General features: G+C 68.2%; 15 protein-coding genes. 6 read left to right on the top strand and 9 right to left on the bottom strand.

What is annotated here, in order from left to right; genetic code table 11:
• The first annotated feature begins 26 nt into the window (after nt 1–26).
• Nucleotides 27–2,294, top strand: a complete 2,268-nt coding sequence (locus NPJ82_RS13625; protein WP_342657685.1) for a glycosyltransferase family 4 protein — start codon at nt 27–29, stop codon at nt 2,292–2,294.
• A gap of 48 nt (nt 2,295–2,342) precedes the next feature.
• A complete protein-coding gene (locus NPJ82_RS13620) occupies nt 2,343–3,626 on the top strand; it encodes a glycoside hydrolase family 130 protein (RefSeq protein ID WP_267350192.1) in 1,284 nt (427 codons plus the stop codon).
• Here the strand turns inward: NPJ82_RS13620 and NPJ82_RS13615 are convergent.
• Complete coding sequence (locus NPJ82_RS13615) at nt 3,601–5,574, bottom strand: oligopeptide transporter, OPT family (RefSeq protein ID WP_342657684.1); 1,974 nt, start codon at nt 5,572–5,574, stop codon at nt 3,601–3,603. The genes NPJ82_RS13620 and NPJ82_RS13615 overlap by 26 nt on opposite strands.
• 224 nt (nt 5,575–5,798) lie before the next feature.
• On the opposite strand from NPJ82_RS13615, the gene NPJ82_RS13610 reads away from it, so the two are divergent.
• Nucleotides 5,799–6,179, top strand: a complete 381-nt coding sequence (locus tag NPJ82_RS13610) for a hypothetical protein (protein ID WP_342657683.1) — start codon at nt 5,799–5,801, stop codon at nt 6,177–6,179.
• 195 nt (nt 6,180–6,374) lie between these two features.
• Here NPJ82_RS13610 and NPJ82_RS13605 read toward each other — a convergent pair whose 3' ends face one another.
• The 8 genes from NPJ82_RS13605 to NPJ82_RS13570 all read right to left on the bottom strand — a co-directional run bounded on the left by NPJ82_RS13605 (nt 6,375) and on the right by NPJ82_RS13570 (nt 11,632).
• Nucleotides 6,375–7,163, bottom strand: coding sequence for an SDR family oxidoreductase (locus tag NPJ82_RS13605; protein WP_149681002.1), 789 nt, complete (start codon nt 7,161–7,163; stop codon nt 6,375–6,377).
• A 19-nt stretch (nt 7,164–7,182) separates the two neighbouring features.
• Nucleotides 7,183–8,328, bottom strand: coding sequence for an acyl-CoA dehydrogenase family protein (locus NPJ82_RS13600; protein WP_342657682.1), 1,146 nt, complete (start codon nt 8,326–8,328; stop codon nt 7,183–7,185).
• A gap of 124 nt (nt 8,329–8,452) precedes the next feature.
• Nucleotides 8,453–8,929, bottom strand: a complete 477-nt coding sequence (locus tag NPJ82_RS13595; protein ID WP_267350200.1) for a hypothetical protein — start codon at nt 8,927–8,929, stop codon at nt 8,453–8,455.
• A gap of 10 nt (nt 8,930–8,939) precedes the next feature.
• Nucleotides 8,940–9,362, bottom strand: a complete 423-nt coding sequence (locus NPJ82_RS13590) for a hypothetical protein (RefSeq protein ID WP_342657681.1) — start codon at nt 9,360–9,362, stop codon at nt 8,940–8,942.
• Nucleotides 9,359–9,742: a hypothetical protein gene (locus tag NPJ82_RS13585; RefSeq protein ID WP_342657680.1), complete on the bottom strand. Its 384-nt coding sequence runs from the start codon at nt 9,740–9,742 to the stop codon at nt 9,359–9,361. The genes NPJ82_RS13590 and NPJ82_RS13585 overlap by 4 nt, the downstream gene beginning before the upstream one ends.
• A 35-nt stretch (nt 9,743–9,777) precedes the next feature.
• Nucleotides 9,778–10,080, bottom strand: coding sequence for a hypothetical protein (locus NPJ82_RS13580; protein WP_160146723.1), 303 nt, complete (start codon nt 10,078–10,080; stop codon nt 9,778–9,780).
• Nucleotides 10,081–10,147: 67 nt separating this feature from the next.
• On the bottom strand, nt 10,148–10,591 hold the full coding sequence (locus NPJ82_RS13575) for a CoA-binding protein (RefSeq protein WP_112381274.1): 444 nt from the start codon (nt 10,589–10,591) through the stop codon (nt 10,148–10,150).
• A gap of 90 nt (nt 10,592–10,681) precedes the next feature.
• Nucleotides 10,682–11,632, bottom strand: coding sequence for an Mrp/NBP35 family ATP-binding protein (locus tag NPJ82_RS13570; RefSeq protein WP_342657679.1), 951 nt, complete (start codon nt 11,630–11,632; stop codon nt 10,682–10,684).
• Nucleotides 11,633–11,702: 70 nt separating this feature from the next.
• Here NPJ82_RS13570 and NPJ82_RS13565 point away from each other — a divergent pair, with 70 nt between their 5' ends.
• The 3 genes from NPJ82_RS13565 to NPJ82_RS13555 all read left to right on the top strand — a co-directional run bounded on the left by NPJ82_RS13565 (nt 11,703) and on the right by NPJ82_RS13555 (nt 15,381).
• Nucleotides 11,703–12,833, top strand: coding sequence for a protease modulator HflK (locus NPJ82_RS13565; RefSeq protein ID WP_342657678.1), 1,131 nt, complete (start codon nt 11,703–11,705; stop codon nt 12,831–12,833).
• Complete coding sequence (locus NPJ82_RS13560) at nt 12,830–13,696, top strand: protease modulator HflC (protein WP_174236578.1); 867 nt, start codon at nt 12,830–12,832, stop codon at nt 13,694–13,696. Before NPJ82_RS13565 ends, NPJ82_RS13560 begins: the two co-directional genes overlap by 4 nt.
• Nucleotides 13,697–13,836: 140 nt before the next feature.
• Nucleotides 13,837–15,381: a Do family serine endopeptidase gene (locus tag NPJ82_RS13555; RefSeq protein ID WP_342657677.1), complete on the top strand. Its 1,545-nt coding sequence runs from the start codon at nt 13,837–13,839 to the stop codon at nt 15,379–15,381.
• The last annotated feature ends 40 nt before the right edge of the window (nt 15,382–15,421 follow it).

Here is a 15,421-nt window from a genome sequence, read left to right as displayed (position 1 = left end):
GTCCGGCGATGTCGAGGGTTGGCAGGATGGTGACGACGGATGGCGCGATGATCGAACGGCTGGCACTGATCGGCAATTTCCTGCCGCGGCAGTGTGGCCTCGCGACATTCACGACCGATGTGTACAAGGCGATGCGGGACCGTTTCCCGGACATCGCGGTCGATGTCTATGCGATGGACGATCATCCGGGTCGCTACGCCTATCCGCCCGAAGTGACGGGCACGATTCCGCAGAACGACCGTGTGGCCTATCTCGACACCGCCCGCCGGATCGAGGCCAGCGGCGCGCAGGCGATCTGGGTGCAGCATGAATATGGCATCTATGGCGGCGCGGCCGGCGAGCATATCCTGGCGCTGCTCGACCGCACCACGTTGCCGCTGATCGTCACGCTGCATACCGTGCTCGAAAAGCCGAGCGTCGATGAACGGCGCGTGCTCGAAGGGCTGCTGCAGCGTGCCGCGCGCGTGGTCGTGATGGCCGAGCGTGGTCGCGAAATCCTGCAGCGCGTCTACGGCGCCGATCCGCGACAGATCGTGATGATCCCGCACGGCGTGCCCGACCGGCCGCTGGTCGCAGCGGAGGCGATGAAGGATGCGTTCGGCTGGCAGGGCCGCAAGGTCGTGCTGACCTTCGGCCTGCTTGCGCCGAACAAGGGCATCGAGACGATGATCGAGGCGCTGCCCGCAGTGGCGCAGCGGCATCCCGAACTGCTCTACGTCGTGCTGGGCGCGACGCATCCCAACCTGATCGCGCATGAGGGCGAGGCATATCGCGACCGTCTGAAGGCGCTGGCCGAAAGCCGCGGCGTGGCGGACAATGTCGCCTTCATCGACGGGTTCGTCGAGCATGAGGAGCTGCTGGACTATCTCCAGGCGGCGGACATCTATGCGACGCCGTACAGCAATCCGGCCCAGATCACGAGCGGGACGCTGTCCTATGCGGTGGGCATGGGCAAGGCGGTGATCTCGACGCCTTATGTCCACGCCACCGAAATCCTGGCCGATGGCCACGGCGTGCTGGTCGATTTCAACGACCATGAAGCCTTTGCACGGGAAATCGATCACCTGTTCTCTATCGAGCGGGACCGTAATCGTCTGTCGCAGCGCGCCTATGAGCGCGGGCGGACGATGATCTGGCCACGTCTGGCCGAAGCGACGCTCACGGAGATCAAGGCAATGGTGGCGACGCGCCCTAGACGGATGGTGCAGCAGGCACCGGCGATGAAACCCCTGGCGCCGGATTTCGCCGCGGTGGAGCGGATGAGTGATGCGACGGGGATGTTGCAGCATTCGATCTATTCGATCCCCGACCGCCGGCACGGCTATTGCATCGACGACAATGCCCGTGCGCTGATCTTCATGAGCGCGATGAGCGATCTGGACCCGGTGGTGCGCGACAAGTGGACGACGATCTACGCATCGTTCCTGCAATATGCGTGGAACCCGGAGGCGCGGCGCTATCGCAACTTCATGCGGTTCGACCGGACGTGGTGCGAGGATGTCGGGTCAGAAGATTCGAACGGCCGGACGCTGTGGGCGCTGGGCATCACCGCCCGCGACGCGCAATTGCAGAAGCATCGCGACTGGGCCGGAGCGATGTTCGATTCGACCGCGTCGCTGGCCCTGGAACTGGGGTCGCTGCGGGCGCAGGCCTTTGCGCTGCTCGGAGCGGCGGCGATGGTGGAGGCGAAGCCCGGCCATCAACTGGCGCGGACGATCCTGCAAAGCCTGCCCGACATTCACCTGGAACTGCTCGCCGAGGCGCGCCGCCCGGAATGGCAGTGGTTCGAGATCGTGCTGGCCTATGACAATGCGCGCGTGCCGCAGGCCCTGATCCGTGCCGGCAAGGTGCTGGGGCGGCAGGACCTGATCGATTGCGGCATCCAGACGCTGGACTGGATCGTCGGCAAGCAGACCTCGCCGGAGGGGCGTTTCCGGGCGGTCGGCACGGAAAGCTTCGGGCGGCCCTATGCCGAGCCGTTGCAGTTCGACCAGCAGCCGCTGGAAGCGCAGGCGACGGTGGAGGCATGCGAGGCCGCCTATGAGGCGACCGGCGATGCGCGCTGGATCACCGAGGCGCAGCGTGCCTATGGCTGGTTCCTTGGGCATAACGACCTGGACCTGCCGCTTGCCACCTCGGCCGATGGCGGGTGCTTTGACGGGCTGATGCCGGGTGGCCTCAACCGCAACCAGGGGGCGGAGTCGATTTTGGCACTGCAACTGGCGAATTGTGCGATTGCGGGGCTTTCCCAAGCTACCTCGAACGTGGCAGGAGCGTCGCGCGTCGTCGCCTGAGGGCGGGGATGTGTTGAAGCTGCGGTTTACGGGCGAGACGAAAGCACGATGGATCTGTTCAACCACCGGCTGCGCCTGCACGCCGATCCTTCCCGCGTCGTGGTGCGGCCCTTTCACATCGCCTGGGCGGGCGGCATCGGTGCGCCGCCCAGCCGCACCGAGCGGCTGGTCGCCGAAGTGCTGGAAATGTCCGCCGAGGAGGCCCGCAACCAGCTCGAAATCGTGTTGAAGGATTTCGAGGCGCGGCACTGGCAGACGCGGCGCGTGTTCATGACGCGCTATGACCAGATCGAGGACCTGCTGGGGCTGGACGGCAGCACCATCGGCGACGAGAAGCGCCAGCTGATCGGGGCCTATTTCTGCCACGAATACAGCTATGCCGCCGCTGCGCTGATGAACCCCAGTGCGGTGCCGCATTTCGACCAGTCGGGCATGCCGCCGGGATCGCAGCGCATTTTGATGTCGATGCGCGCGGTGGGCGAAGGGCATATCTCGTCCGTCGCGTTTCGCGAGGGCATCATCACCGACCAGAACCAGTTGAAGCTGGCGCCCGAGCCGCCCTTCGCCACCGCGACCGACGTGGTGGGCGCGGGCGAGAACGAGGTGCCGACGGGGCAGGTGACGGTCTATCGCCACCGCGATTCGACGCTGTCCGGCACCGTCATCTTCCCGATCACCAAGGCCCAGTCCAAGGGGCTGGAAGACATGCGGATCGTGCGGTTCGAGCATGAGGACGGCACGTTCGAGTGGATCGGGACCTATACCGCCTATAATGGCTCCGAGATCCAGTCGGAGCTGATGCGGACGAAGGATTTCCGTGCCTTCGACCTGGTGCCGATGACCGGCTCGGCGTCGCGCAACAAGGGCATGGCGCTGTTCCCGCGCAAGATCGGCGGGCAATATATGATGATGGGCCGGCAGGACGGCGAAAACCTGTTCCTGCTGAAGTCCGACAGCCTGACGCACTGGGACGAGGGCGAGAAGATCCTGACCCCGGTATTCCCGTGGGAGCTGGTGCAGATCGGCAATTGCGGGCCGCCGATCGAGATCGACGAGGGCTGGCTGCTGCTGACCCACGGTGTCGGCGCGATGCGCAAATATTCGATCGGGGCGGCGCTGCTCGACAAGAACGATCCGTCCAAGGTGCTGGGCCGGACGCGCGAGCCGATCCTGGCCGCCAAGGACCAGGACCGGGAGGGCTATGTGCCCAACGTGGTCTATTCCTGCGGCGCGATCCGGCATGGCGATTCGCTGTTCCTGCCGTACGGCATCGCGGACAGCTCGATCGGCTTCGCCTTTGTGGCGATCAGCGAGTTGCTGGCAGCGATGTAAGGCGGACGCTCCGCCGCGTGAAGCGGTAGAGCGCCCCGACCAGCGCGAGGAAGACGAGCGTGCCGGCCGGCAGTGCCACGGCGGCGAAATCGTCGCCGACCAGCGCCAGTGGCGCGTCCGACCCGGTCGCATAGACGATGACCGCGAAGGCGACGCCCCACAGGCTTTCGCCGACAATCATACCGGTGGCGGTCAGCACGCCCATGCGGACCGCCGCCTCCGGATCGCGCTGGCGCAGCGCCCAGCGGTCGTAGGCCCAGCCGATCACCGCACCCAGCACGACCGGCAAGGTCACCGACATGGGCAGATAGATGCCGAGCCCGATGCCGAGCGGCGGCAGGCGGAGCAGGCGGGCGCGGCCCAGCCCCTCGTCGAGCGCGATCACCGCGACGCCGATCGCGGCACCGATGCCGATCATCGTCCAGTTGAGGTCGCCGCCCAGCACGCCCTTGGCAAGGGCGGAGATCAGCGCGGCCTGCGGGGCGGGGAGCGCGTTGGGGCCGGCGCCGGGTGCACCCGCGAAGCCGAGCGTGCCGTTCAACAGTTCCAGCACGGGCGGCACGACGATGCTGCCGAAGACGACGCCGATGACGAGTGCCACCTGTTGTTTCCAGGGGGTGGCGCCGACCAGTTGCCCGGTCTTCAGGTCCTGAAGATTGTCGTTGGAGATCGTCGCCACGCCGAAGACGATGCCGGTGACGATGAGCGCATAGGCGACGAGCGCCTGCGTCGTCTCCGGCGGGGTGCCGCGGCCGAACAGGCCGACCAGGAGCAAGGCGGCGGCAAGGACGGACAGGATGCCGATGCCCGATACCGGGCTGTTCGACGCACCGATCAGTCCGGCCATATAGCCGCAGACCGCCGCGATCACGAGGCCGATGACCAGCACGAACAGCAGCGCGCCCGCGATCAGCGGGATCGCGGCACCCGCCAAGGGGCCCGCCGCCACCACGCTCCACAAAAGCGCGGCGATCGGGACGAGCAGGCCGAGCGAGACGAGGGCGACGAGCCCGATCGGCAGGTCGCGTTCGGACATGTCGAGGATGGTGCCGCTGCGCCGGGCCTGCGAGGCGGCGACCGAGGCGCGGATGCCGCGCAGCACGGGGCCGATGATACGCAGCAGCGTCCAGATCGCGGCGACGCCGATGACGCCCGCGCCGAGGAAGCGCACGTCGCGGCTGAACACGCCGCCCGCCCATTCGGCGACGCTGCCGGTGGAGGGCGCCATGGCGGTGAGGATGGGCAACGCGATCCACCAGCCGATGACGACGCCGGCGAACATGGCGAGCCCGACCGACAGGCCGACAAGATGCCCGGCACCGATCAGCGCGAAGGACAGTCCGCCCGCAATGCCGGTGGCGCCGGGGCCCGCGCGGAACCACAAGGCGGCCTCCGCGACGGCGAGGCGCGTCTGGGTGAGGATGGCAAACCCGGCCGAGACGAGCGCGTTGACGAGGATGATGCGCAGGCCGCGTGCGCTTTCCGCCTCGCCCTCGCGGCTGCCGGCGCCGATCTTGAGCACCTCGGCGGCGGCGCGGCCCTCGGGGTAGGGAAGCGTGGTGTCCACCACCAGCGCGCGGCGCAAGGGTACCGAGAACATCACCCCCAATATGCCGCCGGTCATGGTGATGCCGGCGGTGAGCAGGAAGGGGAAGCCGTTCCACCAGCCGATCATGACGAGGCCGGGCAGCACGAAGATGATCGCCGCCAGCGTGCCGGCGGCGGAGGCGACGGTCTGGACGATGTTGTTCTCCAGGATCGTCGCGCCGGGCAGGTAGCGCAGGATCGCCATCGAGATGACCGCGGCCGGGATCGAGGTGGCAAAGGTCAGACCGACCTTCAGCCCGAGATAGACGTTCGCGGCGGTGAAGAGCAGCGTGATGAGCCCGCCGAGCGCGATGCCGCGCAGCGTGAGTTCGGCGGGGGAGCGCGAGTCGGGCGAGGTCATGGGCGGTCGGTCCGGGCAATCGGGCTGGAAGTGGACACTACATCCCCCATGCCGTGTCCACTTACCATTTTTGCAATCGTGATCTGTGGACAGTGTGCGGCGGGGGAGCAGGCTGGCATAACGCGAGGCTATGCCAGGCGGGGGCGTGTAGGACAGCGCTTTTTGCGCTTGGCCAAGGCTGCGCGCATCGGCGAGCGTGGGGCCGCCTGGAGAGGGGCGTGGGGATGGGGATGCTGAACACGGTGCTGATGCTGTTGGCGGTGCCGCAGGCGCACGCGGCGTCCCCGACCGCACCGGCCGCACCGGCCGCACCGGCCGCACCGGCTGGTGACGCACGGCGGCTGGATCAGGTCGCATGGCTGGGGCGGATGCTCTACACCTTCGACCGTGCGGCCTGGGTCAGCACCGATGCGCTGCTGGCGAAGCTGCCCAAGGGGGCCGCGCCGGTGGCGTTGACGGTGACTTACCGGTTGGAGCCGACACCGTCGGAACTTCATGTCTTTGCGTCGTACAATCTGGGATTGCCGCTGGTCGTCGCCACGTCCGACAATACGGTCTGGCAGGTGGCGGGTAGCCGGATCACCAAGGTGCCGCCCGCCAAGTGACGATGTGGGCCGGCGTCGGGTCGGTGCGTGCGTCTTGAGGCGGCGATCGGTCTCTCGATACGCCGTCTCGATACGCGGCTGCGCCGCTACTCGACGGCTACTCGAGACGAACGGGTGGTTGGGACGAACGGGTGGTTGGGGCGAACGGGTGGTCGGGGCGAACGAGTGCTTGGGACGGGCCGGCGGCGTTTTGCCTCAGGCGTCGATGCGGGTGCCGATCGCGGCGTTGACCAGGCCGCCGTCGACGGTCAGCGTCTCGCCCACCACATAGTCCCCGGCGCGCGACGCCAGATAGATGGCGGCGCCGGCCATGTCCTCGGGCTCGCCGATGCGGCCGGCGGGGATCGCCTGGGCGACCGCGTCGCCGTGGTCGCGGGCGGCCTTGTTCATGTCGCTGGGGAAGGCGCCGGGGGCTAGGGAGGAGACGACGATGCGGTCGCGGATCAGGCGGGCGGCCAGGCGGCGGGTGAGGTGGATCAACGCCGCCTTCGACGCCTGATAGCTGTAGGTTTCCCAGCCGTTCAGGCGCTGGCCGTCGATCGAGGTGATGTTGATGACCTTGGCGAGCGGACCCGCGGCACCCGCGGCCTTGAGCATCGGGTGCAGCGCCTGGGTGAGGAAGAAGGGGGATTTGACGTTGAGCGTCATCACCTTGTCCCACCCGGCCTCCGGAAACTCCTCGAACGCCATGCCCCAGGCGGCACCGGCATTGTTGACGAGAATGTCGAGCCGGCCTTCGCGCGCCGCGATCTCGGCGGCGAGCGCGCGGCAACCCTCGATCGTGGAAACGTCGGCGGGCAGGGGGTGGGTGTCGCCGCCGATCGCGGCGGCGGCTTCCTCGCACGCCTCGGCCTTGCGCGAGGCGATATAGACGCGCGCGCCCTGTGCGGCGAAGCCGGCGGCGATCATCCGGCCGATGCCGCGCGAGCCGCCGGTGACAAGAGCGACGCGACCGTCGAGGCGGAACAGGGTGGTGGTGTCCATGATGGGTGTCCTCCGGGGATCAGCCGCCACGCTTGAGCGTCTCGCGGGCGATGATGAGCTGCTGGATCTGGCTGGTGCCCTCGTAGATGCGGAACAGGCGAACATCGCGGTACAACCGCTCGATGCCGTAATCCGCGATATAGCCGGCGCCGCCGAAGATCTGCACCGCCCGGTCCGCGACGCGGCCGACCATTTCCGAGGCATAATATTTGGCGGCGGCGGATTCGAGCACGACATCCCCGCCCCGATCCTTGGCGGCGGCGGTATCGAGAACGAGGGCGCGGGCGGCGAGCGCCTCGGTCTTTGAATCCGCCAGCATCGCCTGTACGAGTTGATGCTGCGCGATCGGCTGGCCGAACTGGCGGCGGTCCGAGGCATAGGCGACGCAATCGGCGATCAGCCGCTCGGCAACGCCGACGCAGACCGCGGCGATGTGCAGGCGCCCGCGGTCGAGGACGCGCATGGCGATGCGAAATCCTTCGCCTTCCGCGCCGAGCCGGTTGGCGACGGGGACGGGGACGTCGTCAAAGGTGACGTCGGCGACCTTGGCGCCGCGCTGGCCCATCTTCTTCTCGGGTGTGCCGATGGTGATGCCGGGCAGGTCGCGGGGGACGAGAAAGGCGGACACGCCGCGCGCGCCCGGATCGTCGCCGGTGCGCGCCATGACGGTGAACAGGTCGGCGCGGTCGGCATTGGTGATGTAACGCTTGGTGCCCGACAGGCGGTACACGTCGCCGTCGCGCACCGCGCGCGCCTTTACCGCCCCGGAATCGGAGCCGATGTCCGGCTCGGTCAGCGCAAAGCTGGTGATGATCTCGCCACTGGCGATGCGGGGCAGCCATGTTTCCTGCTGCTCGGGCGAACCGGCGATGACGAGACCCTGGCTGCCGATGCCGACATTGGTGCCGAAGGCGGAGCGGAAGGCAGGCGTCGTGCGGCCCATCTCGATCGCGACACGCGCCTCCTCCGCCATGGTGAGGCCGAGACCGCCATGTTCCGGCGCGATCGACAGGCCGAACAGGCCCATCGCCTTCATCTCGGCGATGATATGCGCCGGCACGGCGTCGTCCGCCTCGACCTGTGCCTCCAGCGGGCGCAGGCGCTCGGCAACGAAGCGGCGTAGCTGCGCGATCAGCGCGTCGAAAATATCGGCATCCAGCGCCATGCCCTGGGCATCCTCATCCTTTGCGCGGAAGCGTAGCGGGGTGGATGCGAGGGTGCAAACCCGATGTTCGAAAAATGGCGATGCCGGCGGATTGCGGCTTGCCTCGACCGTTCCGGATTGTCGATCAGTCGAGCGGGATGGGAATGCGCCGGGCCTTCTCGGCCTTGGAGGCGCGGGGGCGCTTCACCTCGGCGACGATATCGCGGACGAGCGCGAGGGGATCGCCCTCTTCGCCGGGAGCGCAGCAATCGTCGGTCGGGTCGATCAGCTTGGCAACCAAGCGCGCGGCGGCGACGCCGGGGCCGAGGATGTTGAAGCCGACCTGGCATCCTTCCAGCCGTGCGACGCAGGGTGCGGCCGCGGCGCCCAGCGCGCCTTCGCCTGTGAGATAGGGATTGGAGGCGAGCGGGCCGACGGGCGCGCGCTCGTCGGGCAGCGGCAGGCGATCGTCGGCGGAACGGCGCGCACAGACAAGGATATCGGCGCCCTCGGTGCGGGGGCAGGGATCCGGATTGAGGATCGACCAGCTTTTCGGCGCATCGGCGGCGGGCAGCGGGGTGGCCGCCGTCTGGATCAGGAGCAGGGCGGCAAGGACGGGCATGGGCGGAGCCTCAGGGTTGCAGCGGGGGGAGGGGCGGATCTTCCAACGGGATGGCGACCCGTCCGCTCTTGTCCGGCTTGGGCGCGGCGGCGCTGCGGATCGCGGAGGCGAGCGCGCCGATCACCGGCGCGATCGGCAGCATGACGCCCGTCTGGCATCCCCATTGCGATGCGGCGCAGGGCGTTGCCGCAGCGGCGAGGGCCCCGGCCCCATCGACCTTGGGGTTGGAGGGGGCGGGGCGGTCGGACGGGCCGCGCTCATCGGGCAAGGGAAGGCGATCCGGCGTCCGGTCGCCGCAGACTATGATCTCCTGCCCCTGCGCCTGCGTACCGGGACAGCCGGCGAGGATCGACCAACTGCTCTTCTCGGGCGCGCTGCTGGCGCTGGTGGCGGGCTGCTGCTGGAGCAGGACAAGCGCGGCGAGCAGGATCATGGCGCGGGCTTGCGCAGCGTGGCGCCGTGCACGGAGCCGTCGCCGCCGACCGTGGCACTGACCCCGGCCATGCCGCCGCCGACGAGGAAGGGGCTTTTTTCCTGGATCGGATTGGTGCGCGCGAGCAGTGCCTCCCGCTCGACACGGACGGGTTGGCGGCGGGGGTCGCCGGGATCGTTGATGATGAAGGGCACGCGAAAGCGATCGGCGTTGCGCAGGCCGCAAACAGTGATGTCGGTGCTGTGCGGATCGTGGATGCAGCGGCGTTCCGGGGATAGCCTGGCGGCGGCCTGCGCCATCATCCCCTGTGCGTCCTGCAGCATCATCAGGACGAGACCCACTGCCAGCATCGCCGATCCTCCCAAACCGGCGTCGATCATGCCCGGTTCGGGATCATTGTGCCAGCGCGATCGGCTTAGTTGGTCAATTCCGCACGGAGCAGCGTGCGCGGCTTGCGGGTGCAGACGCGGGCGCCGACGACCGAGCAGCGGCTGCCGTCATCGCCGATCGCGCGGGCCTTGGCATCGGGATCGAGCGCATCGTCATCGTCGAGGCGGAAGGGGGAACGGGTGGGCTCGGTACCGCAATCCGGACCTTTGCAGGCGGCGCTGAGACGGGTGCCGGCATGCCGCATCAGGTCGCGGCGGGGGAGGTCGTGGGAGGGCAGGGCGGCGCCGATCGCGTCACCGGTTTGCACGCCCAGAAGCAGCAAAGCCATCACCGTCATCATCGGCGCCTATCCCCCTTATATTCAGCCCTCTACATCGACATCTGAACCCGGAGGATCAGTTGCCGGTTGCGTCGGTAATCGGAGCGACCCCCAGACGGGGTATGTCGATGGCCGGGCAGCGGTCCATGACGACCTTCAGCCCGGCGGCCTCGGCACGCGCGGCCGCCTCTTCGTTGATGACGCCCAGTTGCAGCCACACCGCCTTGGCGCCGATGGCGATCGCCTCGTCCACCGCCTCGCCCGCGGCCTGGGGGCGGCGGAAGATGTCGACGATATCGATCGGGTCGCCGAGCTGGGCAAGTTCGCGAAACACGAATTCGCCGTGGACATGCTCGCCGGTGATCTGCGGATTGACCGGGATCACGCGGTAGCCGTGATCCTGAAGCCGTTTCATCACCCCGTAGGAGGGGCGGTCGGGGCGGTCGGATGCACCCACCATCGCGATCGTGCGGGCGCCTTCGAGCAGCGCCTTGATCTCGGCATCGTCAGACAGCGGCATGGATGCATCCCGACCGGGGGAAACCTGGTCCGCTCGTGCCCAGCGGGGGCACGACCGGTGACATCATAACGTGTTACCCCCGGATTGGTTTCATGCGCGCGCAAGCCATACGTTCACCTGTGCGGCGATCGGCGCGAACACCGTATCGTCCGCCTCGGCGGCGGGCGGGCGGCCGGCATCCGATGCGGTGCGGATCGCGACGGTGAGCGGCACCCGACCGAGAAAGGGGATGCCGAGGTCGTTGGCGGCGGCTTCCGCGCCGCCGAGCCCGAACGGGTCGGAAAAGCCGCCGCAATGCGGGCAGCAATAGCCGGCCATGTTCTCGACCAGGCCGATGATCGGGATGCCGGCCTTGGCGAACAAATCGATCGCGCGGCGCGCGTCGATCAGCGCCAGATCCTGCGGGGTGGAGACGATGATCGCGCCGGCCGGGCGATGCTTCTGCACCATGGTGAGCTGCACGTCGCCGGTGCCGGGCGGCAGGTCGAGCACCAGCGTGTCGCTGGCCCCCCAGTCGCCGTCGACGAGCTGGCCGAGCGCGCCCGCCGCCATCGGCCCGCGCCACGCGATCGCGCGGTCGGCCTCCACCAGCTGGCCCATCGACAGGAGCGGCACGCCGTAAGGGGTGGGAACTGGTTGCAGCTTGCCGTCATGCGCCACGGGCTTCGTGCCCTCCGCCGCCATCAGGCGCGGCTGCGAAGGGCCGTATATGTCGGCATCGACCAGCCCGACCCGGCGCCCCGCACGCGCGAGCGCGATGGCGAGATTGGCGGACAGCGTCGACTTGCCGACGCCGCCCTTGCCGCTGGCGACCGCGATCAGCTTGCGGCCGATCCGCTCGGCGGTGACGACGACGCGCACCTCGCTGACACCCGGCCGCCCGGCGGCGGCGCGAACGTCCGCCTCCATCCGGTCGCGGGCGCCCGCATCGAGCCCGGTCGCGTCCAGCACGATGCCGGCTTTGGTGCCCTCCATGCGGATCGCGGCGCGCTTGCCCGCCACTGCGGCCACCGCCGCCTTTACTTCATCGATCAGTGCCATGGCGGCCAGATAGGATGCTTGTCCCCGCTTGGCACTGTTTTTGTCGCGCGACCCTTCCTATACAGTCCCCATGAGAACCTTGCCGGGCTGGTTGAAGCGCCCTCCGATCCTTGCCGCAGAGACACCGAAGGGCCCTTGGGGCGGATCGGGCGACGAGGGTGGCGGATCGGATGGAAACGGATCGGGCGGTGGCCCGCGTAATCCCTGGGCCGTGCCGCCGGGCGGCCGGCGGACCGGTGCCAAGCCGACCGCGCTGGACGAGTTCCTGCGCAAGGCCCGCTCCGGCGGGCCGGGCGGCGGCGGGGGCGGCTTTGGCGGCATGCCGGGATCGCCCAATGCCCGCGCGCTGTGGCTGATCGGCGTTGCGATCATCCTGGGCATCTGGGTGCTTTACACCTCGATCCACCCGATCGGGCCGCAGCAGCGCGGCGTGGTGACCTATTTCGGGCGCTATGCCGGCATCCTGTCGCCCGGTATCCAGATCACGCCGCCGGCTCCGATCGCCAGCGTGCGCGTGCTGGACGTACAAAAGATCCGCACCGAGAATTTTCCGGAAGGGTCGGGCGAGAACCTGACGCTGACCGGCGACCAGAACATCGTCGACCTGACCTATTCGGTGCGCTGGGACATCGCCAATCCGCGCGACTTCACCTTCCAATTGGCCGAGCCGCAGGCGACGGTGCGCGCCGCCGCGGAAAGCGCGATGCGCGCGGTGATCGCCACCACTACGCTGGAACAGGCGCTGGGCTCCGGCCGGACGACGATCGAGCAGCGGGTGCAGGACCTGACCCAGGACCTGCTCAACCAGTATAAGTCGGGCGTGCGGGTGCAGGGCGTGTCGATCAAGCAGGCGACGCCGCCGACGCAGATCGTCGACGACTTCAACAAGGTGACGGCGGCACAGCAGGAAGCGGCCGCCGCGCTGAACCAGGCGCGGTCGTACCGGCAACAGGTGATCGCCGCCGCGCAGGGCGAGGCCGCGTCGTTCGACAAGGTCTATGCCGAATACCGGCTGGCACCCGAAGTGACGCGCCGCCGCATGTATTACGATACGATGGAGGCCGTGCTGGCCAAGACGGACAAGACGATCGTGGAAACGCCCGGCGGGGTGGTGCCGTACCTGCCGCTGCCCCCGACGGCGCGGCGCGTGCCCGATGCCGCCACGACGACGCCGGTCCCGGCGCAGGAGAGCGGCCAGTGAACGGCCTGTCGCTCCGCAACCCCGTGGTGCTCGGCGTGATCGCGCTGCTGGCCGTCATCCTGGCGGCGGCGACCTTTGCGATCGTGCCGGAAACCAAGCAGGCGGTGGTGTACCGGCTGCAACAGCCGATCCGCGTCATCAACCGGTACCAGCCGGGCCAGGAACTGGGCCAGACCGGTGCCGGCCTGATCATGCGGCTGCCCTTTGTCGACCGGATCGTCTGGGTCGAGAAGCGGGTGCTGGACCTGGATCTGGAAAACACCCAGGTGCTGTCGACCGACCAGTTGCGCGTCAATGTCGATGCGTTTGCGCGTTTCCGAGTGGTCGATCCGCGGCTGATGCTGGCGACGGCGGGCAGCGAGGACGGCGTCGCCAACCAGCTTCGCCCGATCTTCGGCTCGGCGCTGCGCAACGAACTGGGCAAGCGGCGCTTCGTCGAACTGCTCAGCCCGGAGCGTGGGCGGGTGATGGACGCGATCCAGGACGGGTTGCAGCGCGTGGCGCAGCAATATGGCGTGCAGATCGTCGATGTGCGCATCAAGGAAGCCGACCTGCCGCAGGGCACGCCGTTGCAGAGCGCGCTGCGCCGGATGCAGTCCGCGCGTCAGCAGGAGGCGATCACCATTGCAGCCGAAGGGCAGAAGCAGGCGCAAATCGTGCGCGCCGAGGCCGACGCCGAAGCCGCGCGAATCTATGCCGGCGCGTTCGGCAAGGACGCCGACTTCTACGACTTCTACCGGGCGATGCAGTCCTATCGCCGGACGTTCGGGGCCGATGGCCGACCGGCGCCGGAGGGTTCGACCTCGATCATCATGTCGCCAAACAACAGTTATCTGAGGGAGTTCGAGGGACGTGGGCGATGACGGAACGATGCGGCCGTAATTCTTGGCCGCATCGGACCTGATCCGCTGTCCAATCGTTCATATTCAAGCAGGGTTCAGCCGAAGCGTGGCAAATAGGCCACGGTTTGCAGAATTCTTCATCTGAGAGGAACACCCTAGACGTGCGTTACGCCTACGCCATTACCAGTGCGCTCCTTCTCGGCGGTGCGACCGCGACCCTGGCGCTTCAGCCGGGCAACGCCCAGGTCGCGCAGAACGAGCCCGGTTCGATCCAGGCAGTCGCCCCGCGCCAGGGCGCGCCGATGAGCTTCGCCGACATGGTCGCCAAGTTGCAGCCGGCCGTGGTCAACATCTCCACCAAGCAGTCGATCACGGTGCGCCCGCAGGCCAATCCGTTCGCCGGCACGCCGTTCGAGGGCCTGTTCGGCCAGTTCGGCGGACCGGGCGGTCCCGGCGGTGGCGGCGGCGGTGCGCCGCAGAAGCGCGAGGGTGCCTCGCTCGGCTCGGGCTTCATCATCTCGCCCGACGGCTATGTGGTGACCAACAACCACGTCATTGCCCCGGCGCAGGGTGCGCAGGTCGATTCGATCACGGTGACGCTGCCCGATCGCAAGGAATATACCGCCAAGGTGATCGGGCGTGACGAAACGTCCGACCTCGCGCTGCTCAAGATCCAGGCGACCGACCTGCCGTTCGTGCGCTTCGGCGACTCGGCGCGGGCGCGGGTCGGCGACTGGGTGGTGGCGATCGGCAATCCGTTCGGGCTGAACTCGACGGTGACGGCGGGTATCGTCTCGGCGGTGCACCGCGTGACCGGGCAGGGCGGCGCGAACGATCGCTTCATCCAGACCGACGCGGCGATCAACCAGGGCAATTCCGGTGGCCCGATGTTCGACATGAACGGCAACGTCATCGGCATCAACAGCCAGATCTTCTCGCAGTCGGGTGGCAATATCGGCATCGGCTTTGCCATCCCGGCCGAGGACGCCAAGCCGATCATCGACACGATGCGGCGCGGCGAGAAGATCGAGCGCGGGTATCTAGGCGTGTCGATCGGCGGCCCCGTCACCGACGATGTTGCGGCCTCGCTGGGCATTCCGAAGAACCAGGGCGAGGTGATCGCCAGTGTCGAGCCGAATGGTCCGGCGGCCAAGGCGGGTCTGCGCGGGTTCGATGTCGTGACCAAGGTAAACGGTCAGGCGGTAAACCCGGACTCGACGCTCTCTTACCTCGTCGCAAACGTGAAGCCTGGCTCGCAGGTGCGCCTCGACGTGCTGCGTAACGGCAAGCCGGTGACGGTGACCGCGACCGCGGCGGTGCGTCCCTCCAATGAGGAACTGACCGCGCTGGCCGGTGGCGATGCCAATGCCTTCCCGGAATCGGATGACGATGCAGAGGTTCCGGCAGCAGCCGGCAACGGCATCGGCCTGACGGTCCAGCCGCTGACCCCGGCGATCGCGCGGGCGGTGGGCGTTGATTCGACGGTGCAGGGCGTGGTGATCGCCGCGGTCGATCCGTCGAGCGATGCGGCCGGCAAGCTGAAGCGCGGGGACGTGATCTCGGCGATCAACGGTACGCAGGTCCGCGCCGCCGCGGACGTGCAGCGGGTCGTGGCCGAGGCCAAGTCGGCGGGCCGTACGCAGGTGCTGATGCTGGTGCAGCGGGCGCGTGGTCAGCGCGGCCTGATCCCGGTGAAGATCAAGTAAGCCATCCGGCATCGAGACGCCTTCGGCATCGAGACAGGGG

The organism is Sphingomonas sp. NY01 (assembly GCF_038809135.1).
In the GTDB taxonomy this organism is placed as follows: domain Bacteria; phylum Pseudomonadota; class Alphaproteobacteria; order Sphingomonadales; family Sphingomonadaceae; genus Sphingomonas; species Sphingomonas carotinifaciens.
Note: the sequence above shows the minus strand (reverse complement) of the source record. Positions and strands in the feature narration are given on the sequence as shown.